The sequence below is a fragment of the Bosea sp. NBC_00550 genome (assembly GCF_026020075.1).
Classification (GTDB): Bacteria; Pseudomonadota; Alphaproteobacteria; order Rhizobiales; family Beijerinckiaceae; genus Allobosea.
Genome location: NZ_CP102772.1, coordinates 5,609,400 through 5,632,288 on the forward strand (window position 1 = coordinate 5,609,400; position 22,889 = coordinate 5,632,288).

The 22,889-nt window shown below is 66.5% G+C and carries 24 protein-coding genes; 13 read left to right on the forward strand and 11 right to left on the reverse strand.

Annotation, left to right across the window (positions count from 1 at the left end):
* Window positions 1-42: 42 nt before the first annotated feature.
* A complete protein-coding gene (locus NWE53_RS26645) occupies window positions 43-642 on the reverse strand; it encodes a superoxide dismutase (protein WP_265052297.1) in 600 nt (199 codons plus the stop codon).
* A gap of 288 nt (window positions 643-930) precedes the next feature.
* Between NWE53_RS26645 and NWE53_RS26650 the strand changes: the two genes are divergently transcribed.
* A complete protein-coding gene (locus NWE53_RS26650; RefSeq protein WP_265052298.1) occupies window positions 931-2,310 on the forward strand; it encodes a hypothetical protein in 1,380 nt (459 codons plus the stop codon).
* Here the strand turns inward: NWE53_RS26650 and NWE53_RS26655 are convergent, their stop codons facing one another.
* Window positions 2,311-4,470, reverse strand: a complete 2,160-nt coding sequence (locus NWE53_RS26655) for a S9 family peptidase (protein ID WP_265052299.1) — start codon at window positions 4,468-4,470, stop codon at window positions 2,311-2,313.
* Window positions 4,471-4,803: 333 nt separating this feature from the next.
* On the opposite strand from NWE53_RS26655, the gene NWE53_RS26660 reads away from it, so the two are divergent.
* From NWE53_RS26660 to NWE53_RS26670, 3 genes are all read left to right on the forward strand, one after another.
* Complete coding sequence (locus NWE53_RS26660) at window positions 4,804-5,220, forward strand: Ros/MucR family transcriptional regulator (RefSeq protein ID WP_265052300.1); 417 nt, start codon at window positions 4,804-4,806, stop codon at window positions 5,218-5,220.
* A gap of 192 nt (window positions 5,221-5,412) precedes the next feature.
* Window positions 5,413-5,778 (forward strand): helix-turn-helix domain-containing protein, encoded by a 366-nt coding sequence (locus tag NWE53_RS26665; RefSeq protein ID WP_265052301.1) that lies wholly within the window; start codon window positions 5,413-5,415, stop codon window positions 5,776-5,778.
* Window positions 5,778-6,575, forward strand: a complete 798-nt coding sequence (locus NWE53_RS26670; protein WP_265052302.1) for a DUF6456 domain-containing protein — start codon at window positions 5,778-5,780, stop codon at window positions 6,573-6,575. The genes NWE53_RS26665 and NWE53_RS26670 overlap by 1 nt, the downstream gene beginning before the upstream one ends.
* A 6-nt stretch (window positions 6,576-6,581) precedes the next feature.
* On the opposite strand, the gene NWE53_RS26675 is transcribed toward NWE53_RS26670, so the two are convergent.
* On the reverse strand, window positions 6,582-7,010 hold the full coding sequence (locus tag NWE53_RS26675) for a SufE family protein (RefSeq protein WP_265052303.1): 429 nt from the start codon (window positions 7,008-7,010) through the stop codon (window positions 6,582-6,584).
* 81 nt (window positions 7,011-7,091) lie between these two features.
* A complete protein-coding gene (locus NWE53_RS26680; RefSeq protein ID WP_265052304.1) occupies window positions 7,092-7,358 on the reverse strand; it encodes a hypothetical protein in 267 nt (88 codons plus the stop codon).
* A gap of 327 nt (window positions 7,359-7,685) precedes the next feature.
* Between NWE53_RS26680 and NWE53_RS26685 the strand changes: the two genes are divergently transcribed.
* From NWE53_RS26685 to NWE53_RS26695, 3 genes are read left to right on the forward strand one after another with little or no spacing between them, the layout of a single operon-like run.
* A complete protein-coding gene (locus tag NWE53_RS26685; RefSeq protein ID WP_265052305.1) occupies window positions 7,686-9,488 on the forward strand; it encodes a PAS domain-containing sensor histidine kinase in 1,803 nt (600 codons plus the stop codon).
* A gap of 15 nt (window positions 9,489-9,503) precedes the next feature.
* Entirely contained in the window at window positions 9,504-10,097 is a 594-nt protein-coding gene (locus NWE53_RS26690) for a hypothetical protein (RefSeq protein WP_265052306.1), read from the forward strand.
* 16 nt (window positions 10,098-10,113) lie between these two features.
* The gene (locus NWE53_RS26695) at window positions 10,114-10,449 is read left to right on the forward strand and encodes a DUF1491 family protein (RefSeq protein ID WP_265052307.1); all 336 of its coding nucleotides are present in this window, start codon (window positions 10,114-10,116) and stop codon (window positions 10,447-10,449) included.
* Window positions 10,450-10,459: 10 nt separating this feature from the next.
* Here NWE53_RS26695 and NWE53_RS26700 read toward each other — a convergent pair whose 3' ends face one another.
* Complete coding sequence (locus NWE53_RS26700; protein ID WP_265052308.1) at window positions 10,460-11,596, reverse strand: DUF2336 domain-containing protein; 1,137 nt, start codon at window positions 11,594-11,596, stop codon at window positions 10,460-10,462.
* A gap of 170 nt (window positions 11,597-11,766) precedes the next feature.
* On the opposite strand from NWE53_RS26700, the gene NWE53_RS26705 reads away from it, so the two are divergent.
* Together NWE53_RS26705 and NWE53_RS26710 are read left to right on the forward strand one after the other, a co-directional pair.
* Window positions 11,767-11,973, forward strand: coding sequence for a hypothetical protein (locus tag NWE53_RS26705; RefSeq protein ID WP_265052309.1), 207 nt, complete (start codon window positions 11,767-11,769; stop codon window positions 11,971-11,973).
* A 149-nt stretch (window positions 11,974-12,122) separates the two neighbouring features.
* Window positions 12,123-12,770, forward strand: coding sequence for a hypothetical protein (locus NWE53_RS26710; protein ID WP_265052310.1), 648 nt, complete (start codon window positions 12,123-12,125; stop codon window positions 12,768-12,770).
* A gap of 175 nt (window positions 12,771-12,945) precedes the next feature.
* Here the strand turns inward: NWE53_RS26710 and NWE53_RS26715 are convergent, their stop codons facing one another.
* The 3 genes from NWE53_RS26715 to NWE53_RS26725 form a co-directional block, all read right to left on the reverse strand.
* Complete coding sequence (locus tag NWE53_RS26715; RefSeq protein ID WP_265052311.1) at window positions 12,946-13,578, reverse strand: DUF1254 domain-containing protein; 633 nt, start codon at window positions 13,576-13,578, stop codon at window positions 12,946-12,948.
* Entirely contained in the window at window positions 13,575-14,150 is a 576-nt protein-coding gene (locus NWE53_RS26720; protein ID WP_265052312.1) for a DUF1214 domain-containing protein, read from the reverse strand. The genes NWE53_RS26715 and NWE53_RS26720 overlap by 4 nt, the downstream gene beginning before the upstream one ends.
* Before the next feature lie 312 nt (window positions 14,151-14,462).
* Entirely contained in the window at window positions 14,463-16,685 is a 2,223-nt protein-coding gene (locus NWE53_RS26725; protein ID WP_265052313.1) for a transglycosylase domain-containing protein, read from the reverse strand.
* Between the two features lie 243 nt (window positions 16,686-16,928).
* On the opposite strand from NWE53_RS26725, the gene NWE53_RS26730 reads away from it, so the two are divergent.
* Complete coding sequence (locus NWE53_RS26730) at window positions 16,929-17,423, forward strand: YcgN family cysteine cluster protein (RefSeq protein WP_265052314.1); 495 nt, start codon at window positions 16,929-16,931, stop codon at window positions 17,421-17,423.
* Window positions 17,424-17,650: 227 nt separating this feature from the next.
* Window positions 17,651-20,335, forward strand: coding sequence for a pyruvate, phosphate dikinase (gene ppdK / locus NWE53_RS26735; RefSeq protein WP_265052315.1), 2,685 nt, complete (start codon window positions 17,651-17,653; stop codon window positions 20,333-20,335).
* A 22-nt stretch (window positions 20,336-20,357) separates the two neighbouring features.
* Here ppdK and NWE53_RS26740 read toward each other — a convergent pair whose 3' ends face one another.
* Both NWE53_RS26740 and NWE53_RS26745 read right to left on the reverse strand, forming a co-directional pair.
* The gene (locus NWE53_RS26740) at window positions 20,358-20,744 is read right to left on the reverse strand and encodes a type II toxin-antitoxin system VapC family toxin (protein ID WP_265052316.1); all 387 of its coding nucleotides are present in this window, start codon (window positions 20,742-20,744) and stop codon (window positions 20,358-20,360) included.
* Window positions 20,741-20,986 (reverse strand): type II toxin-antitoxin system Phd/YefM family antitoxin, encoded by a 246-nt coding sequence (locus tag NWE53_RS26745; RefSeq protein WP_265052317.1) that lies wholly within the window; start codon window positions 20,984-20,986, stop codon window positions 20,741-20,743. Before NWE53_RS26745 ends, NWE53_RS26740 begins: the two co-directional genes overlap by 4 nt.
* Window positions 20,987-21,098: 112 nt before the next feature.
* On the opposite strand from NWE53_RS26745, the gene NWE53_RS26750 reads away from it, so the two are divergent.
* Entirely contained in the window at window positions 21,099-21,800 is a 702-nt protein-coding gene (locus tag NWE53_RS26750; RefSeq protein ID WP_265052318.1) for an HAD family hydrolase, read from the forward strand.
* Window positions 21,801-21,818: 18 nt separating this feature from the next.
* Here the strand turns inward: NWE53_RS26750 and NWE53_RS26755 are convergent, their stop codons facing one another.
* Window positions 21,819-22,313 (reverse strand): GFA family protein, encoded by a 495-nt coding sequence (locus NWE53_RS26755; protein ID WP_265052319.1) that lies wholly within the window; start codon window positions 22,311-22,313, stop codon window positions 21,819-21,821.
* 274 nt (window positions 22,314-22,587) lie between these two features.
* Between NWE53_RS26755 and NWE53_RS26760 the strand changes: the two genes are divergently transcribed.
* Window positions 22,588-22,797 (forward strand): cold-shock protein, encoded by a 210-nt coding sequence (locus NWE53_RS26760; protein WP_265052320.1) that lies wholly within the window; start codon window positions 22,588-22,590, stop codon window positions 22,795-22,797.
* Window positions 22,798-22,889: the final 92 nt, after the last annotated feature.

Here is a 22,889-nt window from a genome sequence, read left to right on the forward strand (position 1 = left end):
GGGCCGCAAGGCCCCGTCTGTATTTCCAGCCTGCGGTAAGGCTCAGGCCTTGGCGGCGTCGTAGAGCTCCGCGACGTAGTCCCAGTTCACCAGGCTCTCCAGGAAGGCCTTGAGATAATCGGGACGACGGTTGCGGTAGTCGATGTAGTAGGAGTGCTCCCAGACGTCGACGCCGAGGATCGGCGTGCCGCCATGGACGAGGGGGTTCTCGCCGTTCGGGGTCTTGCTGACGGCGAGCTTGCCGCCCTTGACCTCGAGCCAGGCCCAGCCGGAGCCGAACTGGCCGACGCCGGCCGCGGCGAAGTCTTCCTTGAATTTCTCGACCGAGCCGAAGGCATCGACGATCGCCTTCTCGAGCGCGCCCGGGATCTTGCCGCCGCCATTCGGCTTCATCCACTTCCAGAAATGGAGGTGGTTGTAGTGCTGGCCGGCATTGTTGAAGACGGGGGCGTTCTTGCCGTAGGAGCCCTTGACGATCTCCTCCAGCGACTTGCCTTCGAATTCCGTGCCCTTGATCGCGTTGTTGCCGTTGTTGACGTAAGCGAGGTGGTGCTTGTCGTGGTGGTACTCGAGCGTCTCCTTCGACATGAAGGGCTGGAGAGCATCATGGGCGTAGGGAAGATCAGGAAGAGTAAAAGTCATGAGGTCTCTCCTCGGGCTATGAAAATCGCTTGAATGAGAATGGCTTGCCATCACTGGACGGGGGCAGGGAAGCCCTGCCATTCCATGCGATAGTTAAGCCCCCCGGCGCCGGTCGACAACCGCTGCCACTGCGAAATGCGCATGTCTTCTCGACAGGCGGCCACAATCGCGCCAGATTCCTCCTTCTTAGCCGTCCGGATTGGAAACTCTCCCTTATTCAATACGTTAGATAGTCATGCGCCTTCGCTGCGTCCCAGCGCTGGTGCGGCTCATGCCAAGGATGCGAAATTGATCGCGATTTTTACCGTTCTGGGCCTCTTTCTCTTCGGTGGCGGCGCCTATGCCATCTATGACGGCTGGCCCTATCTGGTCCTCGAGCGCGGTTTCACCCAGGTCATCATCGGTTCGATCGCAAGCAGCGCCGGGTTGATCCTTATCTCGCTCGCCTGGGTCCTGCGTGAGATCCGCACGCTCAAGCGTTCGCTGGCCGAAGCCGCGCAGATGCGGCCCGATTTGCAGGCGCCGGCTACAGTCGATGTCGTGCGCGTGCCGTGGGAGGCCGCGCGTCCGGACAGCGCCTCGGGAAGTTCGGTGCTCGCGCCCGCTGCCATCGGCGCGGCAGCCGGCGCCGTCGCTGCCGGCGCGGTGGCGGATACGCTTGGGATGCCGGCCGTGGAGACGGCGCCGCCTGCGACCGAGGGCGCTTCCACCCCAGAGCGCGATCTGTTCGGAACGCTGGTGGCACGGCGCCTCGAGGAAGCGGAAGCGAAGCAGGACGATGTGCAGGAAGAAGCGGCGTTGATCGAGCCCGCCGAACCGCTGCCCGACATGTTCGAGGATGCGCCGTTCGAACAGGCCGAAGAGGCCGAGGAAGCGCCGATCGCGATCGCGACGGAGAGCCATGAGCCGGCGGAGATCGTCGCTGCGAAGATTCAGCCTGTAGCGGAGGATGAAGCTCTCGCGCATGCGGCCGAGCCGATCGTTGTCGCCCCCCCGCCTTCTGAGGAACATGCTGACGATCTTCCTGCCGCACAGGATGAAAACAAGCCTGTCACCGGGAGCGCGTCCGGCTTCGACGAGTTCAGCCTGCTGCGCGAGAGCCTGGCCGGCCATCTGAACGAACCCATCGGGGCCGACACGCGGGTGGAGCCCTCGCTCGCGCCGGAGGCCGATCCGTTCGCGCAGGCCGAGGCCTGGATGGACAAGGCCTCGCCACGCAAGGAGCCATGGTTCGAGACCCACGCTCCCACAGATGAGGATGCCCCCGAGGCAGCTTCGCTGCCCTGGCCCCCACGGACCGAAGCCCCGGATTTTACGGCTGCCTCAGAGCAGGTCGTGGCGGAGCCTGACGAAGAACCGGAGGCGGTGACAGCTTCGGACGATGTTCTGCCGGAGCATGAGGTCGTGCCGGAGCAGGATGAGCAGGAGACCCCCCCGACGACTGTAGCGGCCGGCGAGGATGCGGCAGAGGACGATCCGGCCCCGTCGTCGGAGCGCGCGGCTTCCGATGAGGGCATTGTCGGCGCGTATCAGGTCGGCGACGCCCATTTCACCATCTATGCCGACGGCTCGATCCAGGCCCGGACGCCCGACGGCGAGTACAGCTTCGCCTCGATGGACGAGCTCAAGGTCTATCTCGCCAGCGAGAAGAGCCGGCTGGGCGTCTGATCAGACGCCCTTCGTCGACGGCCAGCCATCCCCGGCCGTCTGGATCGCGAAGGCATAGGCCAGAGCCGTTTCCTTGAGCGAGTCGAACCGCCCCGCAGCACCGCCATGGCCCGCTTCCATGTTGGTGTGGAGCATGATCGGGCCGCCGCCCGTCATCGTGGCGCGCAGCCTCGCCACCCATTTCGCCGGTTCCCAATAGGTCACGCGCGGATCGGTCAGCCCGCCCATCGCCAGGATCGGCGGGTAGTCCTGCGCCGCGACGTTGTCATAGGGCGAATAGCTGCGGATCGTCTCGAACGCCTTCACGTCGCGGATCGGATCGCCCCATTCCGGCCATTCCGGCGGCGTCAGCGGCAGCGTGTCGTCGAGGATCGTGTTGAGCACGTCGACGAAGGGCACTTCCGCGACGATGCCGGCGAAGAGTTCAGGTGCCATGTTGGCGACCGCGCCCATCAGCATGCCGCCGGCGCTGCCACCTTCCGCGACGATCCGGCCATGGCTGGTGAAGCCGGCATCCGCCAGCGCTTCGGCAGCGGCGATGAAATCGGTGAAGGTGTTGCGCTTGTTCTCTCGCTTGCCGTCGAGATACCAGCGCCAACCCTTGTCCGTGCCGCCGCGCACATGGGCGATGGCATAGACGAAGCCGCGATCGACCAGGCTGAGCGGCCGCGTCCGGAACGAGGCGGACATCGCCGAGCCATAGGAGCCGTAGCCGTAGAGCAGGCAGGGAGCCGAGCCGTCGAGCGGCGTATCGGCGCGATGCAGGATCGAGATCGGCACGCGCGCACCGTCCTTGGCCGTCGCGAAGATGCGGCGCACCTTGTAGGCGGCAGGATCATGGCCGGAAGGGATCTCCTGGCGTTTCAGCAAGCTTCGCTCGCCTGTCGCGAGGTTGTAGTCGTAGGTCTCGGCCGGGCGCGCCATCGAAGCATAGATGAAGCGCAGCGTATCGGTGTCGAATTCGTAGCCGGCATCCATGCCGAGGCCATAGGCTTCTTCGTCGAAGGCAATGCTGCTTTCCGCTCCGCTGGCGAGGTCGCGGACGATGATCCGCGGCAAGCCATCCTCGCGTTCCAAGCGGATCAGGCGCCCCTTCAGGCAGACATGGCTGATGACCAGCCGTCCCGGCTTGTGCGGCACCAGATCGCGCCAATGCTCGGGCGCGGGTCCGGCCACCGGCACGCTGACGATCTTGAAGTCTTCGGCTTCGTCGGCATTGGTCAGGATCAGGAAGTCGCCGCCATGATGCTCTAGCCCGTATTGCCGGCCGATCTGGCGCGCAGCTATCAGGGTCGGCCTGGCGGTGGCGTCGTCGAGATCGACCACCCGCGTCTCGGATGTCTCGTGGTCGCCGATGGTGATCAGCAGGAAGCGGCCGGATTGCGTGCGGTCGATGTCGACGAACATGCCCGCATCCGCCTCGTCATGCAGCAGCTCGTCCGCGCTGCTCGGCGTGCCCAGTTGATGGCGCAGCACCCGCGACGGGCGATGGTCGGCATCGAGAGCGACATAGAAGAACGCGCGCGAATCATTGGCCCAGACGATGTCGCCGGTCGTATCGCGGACCTCGTCCGGCAGGTCCGTGCCGCTTTCCAGGTCGCGAACGCGGATGGTGTGCAGTTCCGAGCCGGCTTCGTCGGCGCTCCACGCCAGCAGCTTTTGGTCCGGGCTATGCGCGGTGTCGCCGAGATCGAAGAAGTCCTTCCCTTCGGAGAGGGCGTCGGCATCGAGCATGATCTGCTCGCGCGCCTTCTTCGGGCCGACGGCTTCATCGCGGGGGCGACGGCAGATCAGAGGACGCTCGGCGCCCTTGCGGTAGCGTGAATAGTAGAGAAACGGGCCATCCGGCTGCGGCACGCTGGAATCGTCTTCCTTGATCCGTCCGCGCATTTCCTTGACGAGGTCGCGCTGTAGCGCTCGCGTCGTGGCCATCAGGTTCTTGCAATACGCGTTTTCGGCTTCGAGATAGTCGCGGATGTCGTCTGGCAGTGCATCGGGATCGCGGAGGACGTCCTTCCAGTTCGATGCCCGCAGCCAGTCATAGTCGTCGCGCAGCACGACGCCGTGGACGACGGTTTCCTTCGTCCTGATTTCCGCTCTCGGCACCCTCGACCCTGATGGCGGCGCGCCGCGAACCTGACGATGCTGACCCGAGTGCATGGGAATTCTCCGATAGTGGTGGCGACAGGTAGAGAGCAGGGTGCATACTCTGGCAAGATGCATGCGAAATCGTACGTTTGATTTTACGGTGCAGTGAAAATTGCTCTCGCTGCGGTTGAATTATAGAGGTTCCAGAATTTCAATTGTTGGGAATTGTTCTCTTGCATGAATAGTCGGCATGGACTAAACGCATATCCCGATCAGTCCGCGTTGTCCGACTCTGAACGTGGTAGTGCTTGATCCGCTATCGCAAAGTTTGGTCACAAATCAGGCAGAGCAAAACGGGCGATCCTCAGAAAACCGCTTCCAAAAATGATAAGGAGTGACATCGCCATGGCCGATAACGAGGGGTCGGACTTCATCGAGCTGACAGCGGATATCGTCTCCGCTTATGTTTCGAACAATTCCGTGCCTGCATCCGAACTGCCTGCTCTGATCAGCGAAGTTCATTCGGCATTGAGCCGGGTCATTGGCGGCGCTGCCCCGATCGTTCAGATCGAGGCGCCGAAGCCCGCTATTCCGGTGAAGAAGTCGATCACGGCCGACTACCTGATCTGCTTGGAAGACGGCAAGAAGTTCAAGTCGCTGAAGCGGCACCTGCGCACGCAGTACAACATGTCGCCCGAGCAGTACCGCGAGAAGTGGGGCCTGCCGCCTGACTATCCGATGGTCGCGCCGAACTATGCCGAGGCGCGCTCCCAGCTTGCGAAGAAGATGGGTCTCGGCCAGCAGCGCCGCAAGCGTCGCTGAACCGACCCGCCGGTCTCCGGATCTGGCAATGAGGAAGCCGCCGATCGCTCGGCGGCTTTTTCATGCCTGTCACCTCGTGGCAGGAGCCGGGGATAAGGCCGAGTCCGAGCTTGCCAGCCAGAATTTAAGAATATAATCCTATTATCGAAATCGCCATCGAGGAAACCGGCGGGTCGATAATAGGAACATATCATGAACTCAAGCAATATCCAGAGCTGCGTTTCCTTGCATGCCGCGGCGGGTGCGCGTTTGGCCGAGGCCGCGGTCGCCGCAACGGCGCGGGTTCATCTCGCCGGCATGCGGGGCGCTACCCGCGGCCCGCAGCGGGAGGCTCTGGCGCGGCAAATGGCGATGTATCTCGCCCATGTCGCTTTCGGTCTCAGCCTGACACGCGTGGGCATCTGCTTCGGCCGTGACCGCACGACGGTCCGGCATGCCTGCGCCCTGATCGAGGATCGGCGCGACGATCTGCGCCTCGAATGCGGGCTCAACGCGCTTGAGGCGGCGCTTCTCGCCTTGAAGAGCAGCTTGGAACGTCACGCCGGGAGGGCATGCTGATGACGACCGAACAGGATCGCAACCAGCAGACGCGCCTGCTGCGGCATCTGGCGGCGCCGGGATGCTATGCCGTCGCCTCGCCGCTGGGCTGCGGCCGCATCGCCCTCTATCGGGAAGCGGGCGGCACCAGCCTGGGCGCAGGCTATGTTTCGGCGGAGACGGCGGCCGCACTGGTCGCGGATGGAGCTGTCGCCTGGACTGGAGCGGGGAGGGCGGCGAGACTCGGGCTGTGTGAGCATGTCCAGGGCAACCAGCAGGTTGAGGAAGCGCGCTCGGACACATCCGATCAAGCCAGGCCCGCGCTGGACGAGCGGGAGAGCCCGTTGCTCTGGCTTTATCGCCGCCCGGGGAAGGACGGAAAACCGCAGATCGGTGACGAGGAATTCGCGGCCGGCGAACGTTTTCGGGCCGATATCACCCTGGCACAGATGCTGCCGCGCACGACGATGAATTGGGACGCTGCGCTCACACCGGAGCAGCGCAGCCCGGGGCCTCGCGACGTGGGGGGAGCGTCCGATACCTCCCTCGCGGCGCGCCAGCGCGTCAGGATGGCCTGCGAGACGTTGGGGCCGGAACTGTCTGGGCTCGCCATCGATGTCTGCGGCTTCCTCAAGGGGCTCGATCTCGTCGAGAAGGAACGCCGCTGGCCGGCGCGCTCGGCCAAGGTGGTGCTCCGCATCGCTCTGGCGAGGCTGGCGACACATTATGGGCTGGACCGCCGGGCGCGACCCGCAGGACTTCGAAGCTGGCAGTCGCAGGATGCCAAGCCCGCCCTCCTTCCCGTGGCGGCCGAGTGAAGCCGCTCAGCCTGCCGCCGCCGCGCGGGCGTCGTTCTTGATCCGGTCGATCATCGCGCGCACGCCGTTCGAGCGCTGTGGCGTGAGATGGGCGGCGAGGCCGAGCTTCTCATAGATCGCGAAGGCATCGGTCGCGAGGATCTCGGAAGCCGGCCGGCCCGAGAAGATGGCGAGCGCCAGCGCAACCAGCCCGCGCACGATATGGGCGTCGCTGTCTCCCAGGAAATGCAGGCGTGTCTGCGGGCCGGGGCCACCCTCGCGATGGACATCGAGCCAGACCTGGCTCGCGCAGCCGCGCACCTTGTTGACGTCGTTGTGGGCAGCTTCGGACAACGGCTCGAGACCCTTGCCGAGCTCGATCAGGTAGCGATAGCGATCGTCCCACTCGTCGAGCAGTTCGAAATTGGCGACGATGTCGTCGAGAGATGTTGTCATGTCCTGCCTGGCCGCGGTCGCACATCCCTAAAGATGGGCGGCGCGACCTCTTCCCGCGAGGGGCGCGCGACGTCAAGCGCGCTAACGTGACGAGGGCTTCGCCGTCGCAGTCGTCATCGCCGTATTCAGGATGCGCTCGCGCATCACGGGGTCGAGCCCTGCCAGAATCTCGGCCGCCTCCCGCGCGGCCGTCAGGCTGCTGGCGGCGTTGCGTGCGCCCGCCTGGGCGCTCTCGACAGCCTGGCGGACGGCCTGCGGCAGCGTCGTATCGGCGGGCTTGCCGCTGTGAACCGGCGAGTTCACCGCGATAAACCCGATGATCGCGACCTTGCGCAGGAAGTGAGCCATCTCAATCTCCATCGCCGGCGCGTCTCGTTCGGCGCCGGATGACAGACACTACGCGCCGATCCGGAAAAATCGCGTCATTCCGAAGGCTCAAATGCGAGTCGAATGCAACGAGCGATCTTCAGTTTCCGTTCACCCTGCCGCGAACATCGCGATGCCTTCGAAAATTGCGCGGTCGCAGATTAAATGCATGAAAAACATCAGATAATTTTACTTGAATGGCCTGAATGAGAGTTTCGGCGCAATGGGCCTTAAGCCCCGCTTAAACCGCTCGTGGCGAGATGCAGGGCGCGGACGGTTGGTCCGCAGAGTTTGGGCGTTGCGTTCCGTATGGCGATCACGGCACTGAGGACACAGGCGGCGGCACTGGTGCACGCATCGGTGCGGTCGAACCCGGCCGAGCGGTTGCGTCACGAGCGCTTCGTCCTGTCGCGCCTGCTCGTCGGTGGCGGCGCGCTCAGTCTCGCTCCGGCCTATCTTGCGTGGCGCGGTGCGCTTGGCGCTTTCGAGGCCGCCATGGTCGTTGCGGCAGCCCTTCTGGTTCTGGCCGTCGTGCTGCTCTCCCGCACCGGCCGGCTGGAAATCGCGTATCTGATCTCGTCGGCGGCGCTGTCGCTCTTCATCGTCGCGCTCGCCGGAGCCACCGGCGGGCTGTCCTCCCCGCTGCTTCTCTGGCTCTTCGTCGTCCCGGTCGAGGCCGCCTTCTTCGGCTCCCGGGATTTCGTGCTGCGGGCTGGCTGGACGGCTGTCGCCGCTCTGCTTGCGGCCATCGGCCTGCAGCATCTCGGCCTGCTGGCCGGTCCTGCGACCTGGACCAGCGAAGCGATGTCGATGCTGGCCGTGGTCGCGCTGGCGCAGGCGCTGATCGCCGCCGCAGTCCTGCTGCGCCGGCGCGACGCCGAAGAGCGGACGCAGCGCGCGGCGGATGCACGCGCGCAACTGCTGCTCGATCATGTCGGTGATCTCGTCACCTGGCACGATGCCGGGGGCGCCGTCGTCTTCGCCAATGCGGCTGCGCGGACGCTGGCCGGCGCCGAGCCGCGTGACCTGATCGGGCGCGGGCTGCTCGACCGTGTCCATGTCGCCGACCGGCCTCTCTTCCTCAAGGCGCTGAGCGATGCCGCCCATGGCAATGGCGCTGCCACGATCTGCTTCCGCACTCTCTTCGTTCCACACGAGGGCGAGAACCGCCTGCCGGTATCGCTCTGGCTGGAGATGCAGGCCTATCGCACCGCCGAAGCCGGCTCCAGGGACGGCGCCGCGGTGGTCTGCGTGATGCGCGACGTCACCGCGCGCCGTGCTGCCGAGGAGGAGCGCGATCGCGGCCATGCCGAGGCGCTGCGGGCCAATGACGTCAAGGCGCACTTCCTGGCCACGGTCAGCCATGAGCTGCGGACGCCGCTGAACGCCATCATCGGCTTCTCGGAAATGCTGGGCGCCGAGGAAAACGGCTGGATCGATGCCGCCAAGCGGCTCGAATACACCCGGATCATCCATGCCTCCGGCCATCATCTGCTCGAGGTCGTCAACACCTTGCTCGACATCTCGAAGATCGAGAGCGGCGCGATGGAGATCGAGCGCGAGCCGCTGGATCTCGCCGCGCTGGCCCGCGATTGCTGCACGCTGATGGCGCTGCGCGCCGAGAGCGGCAACGTCGCGGTGGATCGCGTCGCCGGCCCGGCCCTGCCGATGGTGGAAGGCGATCGGCGCGCGCTGAAGCAGGTCGTGCTCAATCTCCTCTCCAACGCCATCAAGTTCACGCCGGCCGGCGGGCGCGTCGTCCTCGCCATCGTCCGCGACGGCGACACGATCGACCTTTCGGTTTCCGATACCGGCATCGGCATCGCTGCCGCCGATCTGCCGCGGCTCGGCGACCCCTTCTTCCAGGTCAAGGGCGCCTATGACCGCAACCACGAAGGGACCGGCCTCGGCCTGTCGGTGGTCCGGGGCCTCGTCGGCCTGCATGGCGGCCGCATGACGGTCGAGAGCGCGCCGGGCATCGGGACGCGCGTCTCGATCCGGTTGCCGGTCGGCGGCGCCGATGGCGTCGAGCAGCCTGCCAAGATCGTCACTTTCGCCCGGGCCCCGCGCAAGGGGCTCGAGACCAAAGAACCATTCCGCCTGACCGCCTGAAGACCGAGCTGAGCAATGTCCGTGACCATGGCCGCCCGCGCCCATTCCAGCGCTTCTCTCTCCGCACCGGTCCGGCGCGCCCAGCCGGCGCGTCGCAAGTCATCATGGCTCGGCCGGGTCGGCCGCATGGTCGGCCGGCGGCCGGGGAGGACACTCCTGTTCCTCGCCTTCGGCATCGCGACCTGCGCGATCCTCGCCAATGCCCTGATGTTCCAGAAGGCGCGTCATCCGGCACCGATGCTCTCGGCCGCGCCGGCACCCGCGCCTCGCGCCGCAGCCGAGCGCCGTGCCGAGCCGGTGCCCGTGCAGGAAGCCGCCACGACACCGTCTTCGGGCCCGGCGGCGGTGCCGTCTCGGCCGCCCGCACGGCCCGCAGACCTTTCGACGGCGCAGCCGGTGCGCGAGGCCGCGCCGCGTCCGCCGGCACCGATCGCCAGCCAGCCGCGCACGGCGCAGCCGGCCACGACATCGGTGCCTAAGGCGGCGCAGGCTCCGGCCCGCGACCCGATCGCCGATCTCCTCAATGGCGGCGACCTCCGTCCGCCGGCCGACGTCAAGGGCGCGGCCTCGCGCTCTGCCGCCGCGCCGCGCCGCTCGGCCGTGAACTGAGCCGGGCCGTCGGGCGATGGCGCGCCTGACCAGCGATTTCTGGGTATCGGCCTATCTGCGCCAGGCCGGGCATGACGGGCTCTTCGCGATGCTGCGTCGTCGCGGTGCGCGCGAGGCCGGCGCGATCTTCATCAAGCTCGATCGTCTCGACGGCACGGCGGCTCTTTATGGCCCGGCCCCGCAGTCGCTGGCCGAGGATGACGGCGAGCGCCGCTTCCAGCTGCTGATCGATGCCGATCCGCTGGCGGTCGAGGACCGGGTCGATCGCGAGCTGCGCTTCGACAGCGACCTCTGGCTGGTCGAGATCGAGAACCGGGCCGGCGATCCGCGCCTCGCTCTCGTCGACGCCTGAGCGTCTCGGCTCAGCCGCGATCGCGCCGGGCGCCGATCCGTCCCAAGACCTCGGATAGGCCCGGCTGAGCCTCCGGGCGGGCCGCGCCGGAGCGCGCCGGGGTCCCGCTCGGGTCCATTGCCGGCTGATGCTGGCCTTTCCGCTGCGACGCGGAGACGGGGTGGGCGCCCGCGATCAGCATCGCCAGCCTGAACGCGATCGACGGCCTGATCGTCCGCATCAGCGCAACCAGGGCGAAGATCCGCTCGACCGAATGCGCCGTGTCGTCGCCGAGGCGGATCAGAAAGCGTGTGGCTTCCTCGACGCTCGCCCCGCTGGCGACGAGGCTGAGCGCCGCGAGGTCGCGCGATCTGTCATTCGCGATCGCGGCGGCAAGGGGCGCGCCGCCGCCGAGATGTTCGGCGATGGCGCCGAACGCACTCGCGCGATCGTCGCCGGCCAGGCTGAGCCAGCCGGCAAAGGCATCGTTGGAGATGGCAGGCCGCCTCTCACCGGGATGCAAGGCCTCGCGCGCCATCAGCGATTCCACAATGGCGAGCCGGCGCTCCGGCCCCGCCCGAAGGAAAAGCGGTGCCAGTTCGAGATTGGACAGGTCTTCCCGCGCCAGCAATCCGGGCTGGTAGGCTGCGTCGCTGCGCGAGCGCGCGATCAGGATCTCGACGGCGGCGCGGGGCAGGGGCGCATCGACATTGCCGATCAGCGCCAGGTCGATGGCGCGATCGGCTTCGGAAACCAGCAGCAGCACTGCGGTATTGCTGAGGTCCGCGCGCACTGCCAGTCCGGCGCGGATCGCCTCGTCGCCGGTTTCGGCGAGGTGTTCAAGCTCGGCGACAGAGAGCGGCATGCCATGGCGCAACAATTCGACCAGCACGGAGCCGCCGCGTGCCGCCAGCGCGGCCAGCACGGCCCCGGGCGTATGGCGCCAGCCGGCAAGCTTGCGCGCCAGGATGAGGGCGGTGGGCTCGTCGATCGTCGGAATCAACGTGCTCGCCATCTCGCTGAAGGCGGCGATGTCCTCCTGCGGCGGCTGGGCCGCCGACATGAGCAGGTCCGCCTTCACCCGGAGCGAGACCTGGCTGAGGTCCAGGTCACCGTCGCGTGCGAGGCGGGCGAGGTCGGCGAGTTCCTGGGAAATACGGGCAGGCATGGCTGGCTCGGGTAAGGATCCGATGGATTCGCGAAGCTTATCCCCGAGGCATTAAGGCCACGTTAACCATGTCGGAGCCTGATGGGTCTTGAGGGCCTGCGACTCGGTGCGGCCTCGGGCACCAGGACGGCTCTCGCGATTGCAACTCAGCGCTGGATAGGAGGCGCTTCATGGCCGTCGTCATCCCTTTCGCGCTATACCGGCGCCGGCAGGATCGGTCCTGCCCGTTCCCGCAACGCTCGGCGGACATCCTGTTCTTTACCGGTGTCCGCTATGAGCGCCCCAGAGAGGCGCGGCCGCTGGAGGCCAAGGCCGCCGTCGTGCGGCGCCCGCGCAAGGTGTCCGCTCGCAAGACGGCTCGCAGGCAGCCTGCGTGAGACAGCCTCGGGTCGAAGAGCAGCGGCGCTCCTGGCGTCCGTCCGGAGCGGCTATCGCTCTTTCGCTGTCGTCAGCGTTGAGCCTGACTGCCTGTACTGCGACCGACGGGGATCTGGGGCGCCCGCGGCTGACGGTATGGTCGCAGATCATGGCGCCCGAGGCCGGCTTCTGGTCGGCGACCGCGCGCGGCGAGCAGGCTTCCTATTTCCGCCTCACCGACGATGAGGAGCAGATGCGCGACCGCGCCTGGCGCTTCATCATGCCAGCCAGCCCGCACAGCGTTTTCCAGGGGGAGGTTTCGAACCTCGCCCATTCGCGCATCGTGCCGGTCGCAAACCAGTCAACCGATGTCTCCGACTATTTCCGCGGGTTGACCTCGGTCTCCTTCGCCTCGCAGGCCTCGCGCTACAACCGCCTTGCCCAGGACAGCAACGCGGACCGCCTGCTGATCGGCCCCTTCCGCGCCAATGCGCTGCGGGTCGTGAGCATGGATCGCGTCCGGATGCGCACCGCCGAATCCTCTCCCGATATCGCTCCGGGCAAGCAGGAGCCGGCGATGGCGCGCGTGATCGAGAATGAAGGACTGATCTTCTGGGTCTGCGAGCGGCTCGATTTCCGGATCAGGAGCTATCGTTACGCCCTCGCCAACCTCGTCGTCGAGATGCCCTCCCGCGAGGCGGTTCGCGCCGAGCGCGCGATCATGGCGCTGGAGGCCGAGGCGGCCCCGCTCTGCCAGATGCCCCTGAATGGCGCCTTCGGCGAGGGTGGCAAGCGGCCGGTCGTCTACAAGGGCTGAGCCGCACCCTCGGAGCGTGCCTCGTTTTCATGGAAATGCGGGTCATCCCGGCCGAAGCGAAGCGGAGAGCCGGGATCCATGCCTGAACCTTGATCGGCGGCGCTCCGGCATGAATCCCGGGTCAAGCCCGGGATGACGGCGTGGTTTCGTGCAAAAACAGCACCCTCGGAGTTTCTCAGTTCGCGGGCCCGCATGCGACGCCCGTCGCGAGCGCTTCGGCATCGGCCTTGTCCGAAGGCAGGCGCACGAGGACCCGCGCCACGATCAGCCCCTGGCCGGCGTCGGAGACGATACGCAGCTCCCGGCTGCTCTCCCCTTCCTCGTCGGCGGCGATGCGCTCGTCGAGCTGGGCTTCGGTCATCACCAGGAATTCGAGCACGCCGCGGATCGCGGCGCGGTCGGTGATCGCGTAGATCACCCCGCCGCCTTGCCGGTGCAGCGTCAGGCCGAGCGGCAGCACGCCGGTCTTCGCGACGACGCGCATCGGCCCCGCAGAGAGGTCGTAGCTGCAGATCGCCGTGACGACGTCGGGGTCGGCCTCGCGCAGGGCGGGAATCCTGCGCCCCTGGCCCGGCGCCGGAACGAGCTCGGCATGGCCTTCGATGCCGATATCCCGATAGGCATGCGCGGCATCGTTCCGCGACAGCACGGGCACGGCGAGGATCGTGACGATATGCACGATCCCGGCCAGCATCAGCCCGGCCAGTGTCGTCATGACGATGCGCGCAAGGCCGCTGCGCAGATGGGCGCCCCAGTTCACCGAAGGCGGGACAGGGGTCTGCGCCACGTCGTGATCGATCGCACTCATCGGCAGTCGAGGCGCGTGATGCGGGGCAGGTTGGCGGCCCGCGTCTCGCCGGTCTGGCTGGAGATCGGGGTGTCGTAGAGCCGCAACCGCAGCTGGAAGCGGCCGCTCGCCGGCAGGGGCAGCCAGTTGCCCGCTTCGGGCGTCGCGGCGGCGGCGATCGCCAATTGGCCATCCTCCGGCCGGACGATCTCGGAATCGGTGAAGCTGCTGCGCTCAAGCGGCAGGCGGAAGGGCAGGCCGTCACCATCGCTGACGCTGAGCGTCCAGCCGCGCGTCGTCGGCGTCGCGCCGGAGAGGCTGTAGCGGCAACGGCCATCGAGCGGCCACCCCTCGTCGTCGCGCTCCGCGATCAGCTCGAGGCCCTCGCCGGAGCCCAGCGGCAGGTGTACCCCCCGGGCCAGATAGGCGCGCATATAGGGGTCGATGTCACGGCCGCCGCTGCGCGGCCAGGCCATCCAGGCGCCGACCTCGACCTTGCCGAGGGCAGGGCGCCCGGCCACGGCCCAATGCGCCGAGCCGAGGCCAAGGCCTGCTCCGAGTGCCAGGATATAGGTGAGATCGAGAATCCGCACGCTTGCCTTCCGGTTGCGTGATGCAGCTTGCCTGAGTTGAGCGGGGCCGTCCGCGATCGTCAACAACAAGGCGTTAGGCGAAGTGAATAGTTTCCAGAGACGAGTTTGTCGGAACCTCCGCCGTCATTCCGGGGCAGGCCGCAGGCCTGAACCCGGAACCCAGAACCGATGCTGCCTCCGCGAAAGGCGCGGTTGGGCGACCGATCAAACGGGGCACGGCATCGGTTCGGGTTCCTGGCTCTTCGCTGGCGCGAAGCCCCGGAATGACGGCGGCGACACGACTACGCCGAGGAGATCAACTGTTCACCGAGCCTAGCGCAGCCGCGTCTCGCCCGCCGAGACCTCGCGGATGCCGACCTGCACCGGCCGGCCGGCGACACGCGAGCGTTCGATCGTCTTGAACATCGAGCCGACGGCGGAGAGAACCTCGAAGGACTGCCTCGGCATGTGCCCGGCCCCCGGCCCCGGCGGATGACCCGCATCGGGCGCAGGCGCCCCGGCCTTGGCGACGGCGATGCCCTTCGGATCGGCGGCCGGCACGCCCGGAATGGGCTTCAGCTCCAGCCCCTGATGGGCGAACTGCATGATCTCCTTCCAGGTCATGGCCGGCAGGGAGCCGCCGGTCATGTTGGCGGTTTCCGCCGAATTGTCGTTGCCGAACCAGACCGCGCCGACAAGGTTGCCGGAATAGCCGACATACCAGGCGTCCTTGTAGCCGTTGGTGGTGCCGGTCTTGCCGGCCGTGACGACGCCGTCCAGGGCGGCGCGGCGCCCGGTGCCCTCGGTAGGCACCTTCGAGAGCATGAAGTTCATGTCCTGCGCCACCTGCGTGCTCAGCACCTGCTTCGGCTCGGGCTCGTCGCGGTCATGGCGATAGATGACGTCGCCCTGCGAGTTGCTGATCTCGAAGGCGGCGTAGGGTTTCGCCCGCTTGCCGCCATTGGCGAAGACGGCATAGCCCGCCGCCTGGTCAATGACCGTGACCTCGGCCGCGCCGATCGGCAGCGAGACGGTGTCGGTCAGCGGCGTCGTCAGGCCCATGGCGTGGCCGGTCGCGATGATCCTCTTGCGGCCGATCAGGGCGGCGCGCGCCTCATGCGTCTCGCCGGTGGCGCGCCCGATGGCGATCGACATCTGCACCGGGATCGTATTGATCGACTTCGCCAGCGCGACCGTGAGCGGCATCGAGCCGGCATAGGAGCGGCCGTAATTGTTCGGGCACCAGTTGCCGATGCAGACCGGGCGGTCGGTCACGATGGTGCTCGGCTTGTACAGGCCGGCCGAAAGCGCCGCGGCATAGACATAGGGCTTGAAGGACGAGCCTGGCTGACGCTGGCTCGCGGTCGCCCGGTTGAACTGGCTCGCGCCGTAGTCGCGGCCGCCGACGATGGCGCGCACCGCCCCGTCCGGGTCCATGATGACCGTTGCGGCCTGCTTGACCCGGTAGGCCGGCCCATGCTGGCGCAGGATCGCCTCGATCGCCTCGTCGGCCCGGGTCTGGATGGCGGAATCATGCGGCGTCTTGACCGTCAGCACGCGGTCGGGCCCGAGCTTGCCTTCGTTCGCGAGCTCCTTCACCGCGTCGAACGCCCAGTCGAGATAATAATCGGGGCTGGAATCGCGCTTGCGATCGACCGGCGTCGCCGGGTTGCGCTTGGCGCTGTCGACCTGGCCGGCGGTCATGAAGCCGGCATCGACCATGGCGTTGAGCACGTCGTTGGCACGGGCGCGTGCCGCCGGCAGGTTAACGTGCGGGGCATATTTCGTCGGCGCCTTGAACAGGCCGGCGAGCATGGCGGCCTCGGCCAGCGAGACGTCCCTCACCGACTTGCCAAAATAGTAATCGGCCGCCGCCGCGACGCCGAAGGTGCCGCCGCCCATATAGGCGCGGTCGAGATAGAGCTTGAGGATCTCGTTCTTGCTCAGCCTCGTTTCCAGCCACAGCGCCAGGAAGGCTTCCTTGATCTTGCGGTCGAGCGAGCGCTCGTTGTTGAGGAACAGGTTCTTGGCGAGCTGCTGCGTCAGCGAGGAGCCGCCCTGGACCACGCCCGACGCCCGTGTGTTGACCAGGAGGGCCCGGGAGGTGCCGATCAGGTCGATGCCGAAATGGTCGTAGAAGCGGCGGTCCTCGGTCGCGAGCACGGCCTTCAGCAGATGGTCCGGCATCTCCTCGAGCTTCAGTGAATCGTCGTGCCGGGCGCCGCGATGGCCGATCGTCGTGCCGTAGCGATCGAGGAAGGTGACGGCGAGAACCTGGTTCTTCAGCGCCTCCTCATTGCCGATGCGGAAGGCGGGCAAGGCGAGCATCAGGACGATGAGGGCGCCGACGATGCCGATGTTCAGCCCCTCGCTGGCGAATTCGGCGGCGAGACGCTTGCCGCCGGTCACGGTCAGGCGGTCGGCTAGGCTGCGGATGCGCTCATACGCCTCACCCGCGCGGCGGCCCGCACCCCACAGGCCGGCATCGAGCCATGAGTCCGCAGCGAGCGCGTAGCGCTTCAGCCGCGTCCTCCAGCCTGCCTTCCTGAACTCCATGGCCGTTCCAGGCTTTCCGAATGGCCCCCGACACTTTCCTGCCGCGCCATGGTCGTCTTGGCAACAGCATCGGGCCAGAGAATAGACACATAGTCACGCCCCGCTTCGAGTTAAGGGATGGGGCGCGAATATTCCGTTTGCGGCAGCAGAAACTGCGCCAACCCGGCTGTTTCGCTCTGGCACAAAAGCTGGCGTTGACGCTGCGCTCTTCCATCTTGGCGCCCGGCGGCGCATAAGCCGGTCATGACGCTGAAGCAGCCGAAAGACGAGCCGTTCTGGCGCACGACGCCGCTCGAGGCGATGTCGGTGGAGCAATGGGAATCGCTCTGCGACGGCTGCGGGCGCTGCTGCCTCGTGAAGCTCGAGGACGAGGATACCGGGCGCATCTTCGCGACCGATGTCGGCTGCCGGCTGTTCGACGCCGGAACCTGTCGCTGCAAGGATTATCCGAACCGCTCCGTCAAGGTGCCCGATTGCGTGACGCTGACGCCGCATGACGTGCGCACGCTGCCCTGGCTGCCGCCGACCTGCGCCTACCGCCTCGTCGCGGAGGGCAGGGATCTGCCGTGGTGGCATCCGCTCGTTTCCGGCGATCCGGAGACAGTGGTTGCGGCCGGCATCTCCGTCCGTGGACGTGTCTACGCGTCGGAAGACGATATCCCCGAAGACGAGGTCACAGAGCGCGTCGTCAACTGGCCGCTGCGCTGGCCGCGCGCCGCGCGCGCCAAGGCCAAGTGAAATACCCGCAAGTGAAACACCGGCAAGCGAAACACCGGCGAAATGAGCGTCGGCATTTGTGCGCTGCCGGGTATTTTGTTGCACCTGCTCATTGATTGTTCAGGTGGTTTTGGGCATGACCGCCCCATCCCGCTGCCGGTGTCCAAAGGGCATCGACGGCTCGCACACGAAACTTTCGCATCGCCGCGACGTTGCTGCGTCCGGCTGCCAACGAAGAGGTTGAAGTGATGGCTGGTGGGAAGTGGGTCTACACCTTCGGCGACGGCAAGGCCGAGGGTGAGGCGGGAATGAAGAACCTGCTCGGCGGCAAGGGTGCGAACCTGGCCGAGATGAGCAATCTCGGCCTGCCCGTCCCGCCCGGCTTCACCATCACCACCGAGGTCTGCACGGCGTATTACGACAACGGCAAGAGCTTCCCCGCCGATCTCGACGCCCAGGCCAGGGCCGCGCTCGCCGGCATGGCCAAGCTGACCGGCAAGACCTTCGGCGACCCCGCCAATCCGCTGCTCGTTTCCGTCCGCTCCGGCGCGCGCGCCTCCATGCCCGGCATGATGGACACCGTCCTCAATCTCGGCCTCAACGACGAGACGGTGGAAGCCGTCGCGAAGGCGTCCGGCGATGCCCGTTTCGCATGGGACAGCTATCGCCGCTTCATCACCATGTATTCCAACGTCGTGCTCGATATCGACCACGGCCTCTTCGAGGAGGCGCTGGAGGATTACAAGGAGCGCAAGGGCCTGCACCTCGACACCGATCTCAAGGCCGACGACTGGAAGGTGCTGGTCGGCAAGTACAAGGAGATCGTGAAGAAGGCGCTCGGCTCCGACTTCCCGCAGGATCCCGAGAAGCAGCTCTGGGGCGCCGTCGGCGCCGTCTTCTCCTCCTGGATGAACGCCCGCGCCATCAAGTACCGCGAGCTCAACAACATCCCGGCCTCCTGGGGCACGGCGGTCAACGTCCAGTCGATGGTGTTCGGCAATATGGGCGACACCTCCGCGACCGGCGTCGCCTTCACCCGCAATCCCTCGACCGGCGAGAACGCGCTCTATGGCGAGTTCCTGATCAACGCCCAGGGCGAGGATGTCGTCGCCGGCATCCGCACCCCGCAGGACATCACCGAGACGGCCCGCAAGGAAGCCGGCTCCGACAAGCCTTCGATGGAGCAGGAGATGCCGGAGGCCTATGCGGAGCTCTGCCGCATCTACGGCATCCTGGAGAAGCACTACCGCGACATGCAGGACATGGAGTTCACCATCCAGGAGGGCAAGCTCTGGATGCTGCAGACCCGCTCCGGCAAGCGCACGGCCAAGGCCGCGCTCCGGATCGCCGTCGAACTCGCCCAGGAAGGCCTGATCACGCAGGAGGAGGCGGTCGGCCGCGTCGAGCCCGGCGCGCTCGACCAGCTCCTGCATCCGATGATCGATCCCAAGGCGGAGCGCCGTGTGCTGACCACCGGCCTGCCGGCCTCGCCCGGCGCCGCCGCCGGCGCGATCGTCTTCAACTCCGATGACGCCGAGGCGGCGAAGAAGGCCGGCCGCAAGGTCATCCTGGTCCGTGTCGAGACATCGCCGGAAGACATCCACGGCATGCACGCCGCCGAGGGCATCCTCACCACGCGCGGTGGCATGACCTCGCATGCCGCGGTCGTCGCGCGCGGCATGGGCAAGCCCTGCGTCTCCGGCGCCGGCCAGATCCGAGTCGACTACGCCAAGGGTACGCTGGCGATTGGCCCCACGACGCTCAAGGCCGGCGATGTCCTCACCATCGACGGCGGCAACGGCCAGGTGCTGCTCGGCGAGGTCAAGATGCAGCAGCCGGAACTCTCCGGCGAATTCGCCACGCTGATGGGTTGGGCCGACAAGGTCCGCCGCCTCAAGGTCCGCGCCAATGCCGAGACGCCGGAGGATGCGAAGACCGCGCGCGAATTCGGCGCCGAGGGCATTGGCCTATGCCGCACCGAGCACATGTTCTTCGACGAGAGTCGCATCCAGTCGATGCGCGAGATGATCCTCGCCCCTGACGACAACGGCCGTCGCGCCGCGCTTGCAAAGCTCCTGCCTATGCAGCGCCAGGACTTCGTTCAGCTCTTCACCATCATGAGCGGGCTGCCGGTGACGATCCGCCTGCTCGATCCGCCGCTGCACGAGTTCCTGCCGCATGGCGACAAGGAGATCGCCGAGGTCGCCGCGGCGCTGGGCGTGACGCCCGATGCACTGAAGCACCGCGCCGCTGAACTGCACGAATTCAACCCGATGCTCGGCTTCCGCGGCTGCCGTTTGGCCGTAGCCTTCCCCGAGATCGCCGAGATGCAGGCCCGCGCTATCTTCGAGGCGGCGGTGATCGCGGCGAAGGAAACCGGCAAGCCGGTGATCCCGGAAGTGATGGTGCCGCTCGTGATGGGCAAGCCCGAGCTCGACCTCGTCAAGGCCCGCATCGACGCCATGGCGAAGGCCGTGATCGAGGAGAGCGGCACGAAGATCGACTATCAGGTCGGCACGATGATCGAGCTGCCGCGTGCGGCCTTGCGCGCCGCCGAGATCGCCGAGAGCGCCGAGTTCTTCTCTTTCGGCACCAACGACCTGACGCAGACGACGCTGGGCATCAGCCGCGACGACGCCTCGTCCTTCCTCGGTTCCTACACCGCCAAGGGCCTGCTCGACGCCGATCCCTTCGTCACCATCGACCAGGAGGGCGTCGGCGAATTGGTGAAGCTTGCGGCCGAGCGCGGCCGCAAGACCCGCCCCGACATCAAGCTCGGCATCTGCGGCGAGCATGGCGGCGATCCGGCCTCGATCGGCTTCTGCGAGAGCGTCGGGCTGGATTATGTCTCCTGCTCGCCCTTCCGCGTGCCGATCGCGCGGCTTGCGGCGGCGCAGGCGGCGCTGGGCGCGGTGAAGCAGAAGGAAGGCTGATCGCCTTCCGGAGTGTTCGCTTCTAAACGGGCAGGATCGAGCCGGGATAGCGGGCGACGACCTCATCGGCGGTGACGAGCGTGATGCTTTCGACCAGGGCCTGCGCCAGCAGGAGCCGGTCGAAAGGGTCCTTGTGCAGCGTCGGCAGATGCATCGTCGCCACGGCGTGTGCGCCGGAGATCGGCAACTCGATATAGCCGTTGTCGATCAGGCCGCGCCGCAGCTGTGCCGGATCGACCGTGAAGTCCCGCCTGTCGAGGCCGCGCTTGATAGCGATCTCCCACAGGCTCGCGGCGCTGAACAATAGCGTATTGGAGGGATCGTCGAGCAGGGCTCGTGCCTTCGCCGACAGCTTCTCTGGTTCGCCGGCAGCCCAGAGCAGCAGATGCGCGTCGAGCAGAAGCTTCACGGGGGGGAGCCAAACAGGCTCGCGATCTCGTCCTCGCCCATGCGGTCGAAGTCGTCCGGGACCTCGAACTGTCCGCTCATGAAGCCGACGCGACGACTTTGGGCTCGGGCGGGTGCGTCCAACGGAACGACCTTCGCCATCGCCTTACCGGCTTTGGCGATGATAAAGCTCTCACCCTTGGCGGCGCGCTCGACAAGGCGGGAGAGGTGGGTCTTCGCTTCGTGGATGTTGATGACGTCCATGGCTGGCCTCGCTGGACTTAGTTTAACAGACTTAGTTCAATAAGGAAGTGATGCCAAGAGGCTTTTATTACCGCTCTGTCGTCGAGCCTGGTTTTGAGGAGAGCCGGTACCGATGCCGCATTTGACCACCATCGGCTTCGACGCCGACGACACGCTCTGGCAGAACGAGCAGTTCTTCCACATGACGGAGGAGCGCTTCGTCGCGCTGCTCGGCGAGCACGGTGAGGCGGCCGAGATTTCCGGGCGCCTACTGGAGGCCGAGAAGCGCAACCTCGGCTTCTACGGCTTCGGCATCAAGGGCTTCGTGCTCTCGATGATCGAAACTGCGATAGAGATCACGCGCGGCCAGGTTCCGGCCTCGGTGATCGGCGAAATCCTCGCCGCCGGCCGGGAGATGGCGGCTCATCCGGTCGAGACCCTGCCGCATGTGCGGGAGACGCTGGCAACCCTGTCGGGCGATTATCGGCTGGTGCTGATCACCAAGGGCGATCTTTTCGACCAGGAGCGCAAGCTGGCCCAGTCCGGCCTCGGCGATTTCTTCCACGCGGTCGAGATCGTCAGCGACAAGAAGGCCGCTACCTATGACCGCATCTTCGCCCGGCATGGCGACGGGGCAGGGCGGGCGATGATGGTCGGCAACTCGCTGAAATCCGATATCCTGCCGGCGTTGGACGCGGGTTCATGGGCGGTGCATGTGCCGCATGAACTGACCTGGGTGCTCGAGCAGGCCGAGGAGCCCGTGGGGCACGGGCGCTTTCATGCGATACCGCATCTCGGCCTTTTACTTGGCCTTGTCGCGCGGCTCGCGCGATAACCTGTCCGCAGCCGGTCTTCAATCGACCCAAAGGCCGCGTTTGCGATGCCATTCCTCGATCGATTCCTCCGGGTAATCGTCGAAGCTCTGGTCGTTCGCTGCGATATCCGGCTCGACCCAGCTGGCCTTGAAGCGCAGCATGAGATGGGTCTTCTCGGGAGCGCGCGGCAGATGGCTGTCGATCGCCGAGGCAAATGGGTGCAGTAAATCCGGCCAGCGCGGGTCGAACAGCCATAGCGCCGTCCCGCAGATCTTGCAGAAGCGGCGCTGTGCTTGCGAGCGCTCGCAACTGCCGTCATCGCCGCGAATCTCGGCGCTGAAGGTGCCGGTGGCGTCTTCGCCCTCGACCTTCAACGTCGCGGCTTCGGCCGACAGGTTGATCGCGAAGCCGCCACCGCCGGCCGTCTTGCGGCAAATCGAACAGTAGCAAAGCTGGTAAGGGACGGGCGCATGGCTTTCGACCGAGAAGTGAACCGCTCCGCAGCGGCATGAGCCCTTCAGCATGATCGGCATGATCGACCTCCTTTTGCTGTCAAACATCCGCTTTCGCGGCCGGTTCCGCGATGTCTGCGGGTGCCTTGCTGGACCTGCCTTGCATTTCGTGCTAGGTCCCCCGATGTAAGACGAGATGCGGCCGGGTTCTGGCCACCCCTCCGCTCGGCGGCTTGTCCGGTCGGCGGTTACGAATCAGATCCACCACACATCGCTACAAGGCCATGGCGAGGCGTTCCGCGCGTCCCGCCGTGTCATCACGATAGACGCGGATCTGAAACGTAAGGACTAACCCATGAACAAGGGCACCGTGAAGTGGTTCAACGCCACCAAGGGCTACGGCTTCATCACCCCTGAGAACGGCGGCCAGGACGTTTTCGTCCACATCAGCGCCGTCGAGCGCGCCGGCCTGCGCGAGCTTCGCGAAGGCCAGGTCGTCTCCTTCGAGATGGTCGCCGATCGCAAGACCGGCAAGACCTCGGCCGGCAACCTCGCCGTCGCCTGATAACCTATTGACCGGGTGGGCTTTTGCCCGCTCGGTCCACGACAAGCCTGCCGGCGCTGTGGCTAGCGGTTCGCCGGCAGGATCGATTATCT

Bases quoted from the DNA above. Each gene is read 5' to 3' on its own strand.
- NWE53_RS26645 (WP_265052297.1), bottom strand. From the start codon at position 642: ATGACTTTTACTCTTCCTGATCTTCCCTACGCCCATGATGCTCTCCAG.
- NWE53_RS26655 (WP_265052299.1), bottom strand. From the start codon at position 4,470: ATGCACTCGGGTCAGCATCGTCAGGTTCGCGGCGCGCCGCCATCAGGG.
- NWE53_RS26660 (WP_265052300.1), top strand. From the start codon at position 4,804: ATGGCCGATAACGAGGGGTCGGACTTCATCGAGCTGACAGCGGATATC.
- NWE53_RS26665 (WP_265052301.1), top strand. From the start codon at position 5,413: ATGAACTCAAGCAATATCCAGAGCTGCGTTTCCTTGCATGCCGCGGCG.
- NWE53_RS26670 (WP_265052302.1), top strand. From the start codon at position 5,778: ATGACGACCGAACAGGATCGCAACCAGCAGACGCGCCTGCTGCGGCAT.
- NWE53_RS26675 (WP_265052303.1), bottom strand. From the start codon at position 7,010: ATGACAACATCTCTCGACGACATCGTCGCCAATTTCGAACTGCTCGAC.
- NWE53_RS26680 (WP_265052304.1), bottom strand. From the start codon at position 7,358: ATGGCTCACTTCCTGCGCAAGGTCGCGATCATCGGGTTTATCGCGGTG.
- NWE53_RS26685 (WP_265052305.1), top strand. From the start codon at position 7,686: ATGGCGATCACGGCACTGAGGACACAGGCGGCGGCACTGGTGCACGCA.
- NWE53_RS26690 (WP_265052306.1), top strand. From the start codon at position 9,504: ATGTCCGTGACCATGGCCGCCCGCGCCCATTCCAGCGCTTCTCTCTCC.
- NWE53_RS26695 (WP_265052307.1), top strand. From the start codon at position 10,114: ATGGCGCGCCTGACCAGCGATTTCTGGGTATCGGCCTATCTGCGCCAG.
- NWE53_RS26700 (WP_265052308.1), bottom strand. From the start codon at position 11,596: ATGCCTGCCCGTATTTCCCAGGAACTCGCCGACCTCGCCCGCCTCGCA.
- NWE53_RS26705 (WP_265052309.1), top strand. From the start codon at position 11,767: ATGGCCGTCGTCATCCCTTTCGCGCTATACCGGCGCCGGCAGGATCGG.
- NWE53_RS26710 (WP_265052310.1), top strand. From the start codon at position 12,123: ATGGCGCCCGAGGCCGGCTTCTGGTCGGCGACCGCGCGCGGCGAGCAG.
- NWE53_RS26715 (WP_265052311.1), bottom strand. From the start codon at position 13,578: ATGAGTGCGATCGATCACGACGTGGCGCAGACCCCTGTCCCGCCTTCG.
- NWE53_RS26725 (WP_265052313.1), bottom strand. From the start codon at position 16,685: ATGGAGTTCAGGAAGGCAGGCTGGAGGACGCGGCTGAAGCGCTACGCG.
- NWE53_RS26730 (WP_265052314.1), top strand. From the start codon at position 16,929: ATGACGCTGAAGCAGCCGAAAGACGAGCCGTTCTGGCGCACGACGCCG.
- ppdK (WP_265052315.1), top strand. From the start codon at position 17,651: ATGGCTGGTGGGAAGTGGGTCTACACCTTCGGCGACGGCAAGGCCGAG.
- NWE53_RS26745 (WP_265052317.1), bottom strand. From the start codon at position 20,986: ATGGACGTCATCAACATCCACGAAGCGAAGACCCACCTCTCCCGCCTT.
- NWE53_RS26750 (WP_265052318.1), top strand. From the start codon at position 21,099: ATGCCGCATTTGACCACCATCGGCTTCGACGCCGACGACACGCTCTGG.
- NWE53_RS26755 (WP_265052319.1), bottom strand. From the start codon at position 22,313: ATGCCGATCATGCTGAAGGGCTCATGCCGCTGCGGAGCGGTTCACTTC.
- NWE53_RS26760 (WP_265052320.1), top strand. From the start codon at position 22,588: ATGAACAAGGGCACCGTGAAGTGGTTCAACGCCACCAAGGGCTACGGC.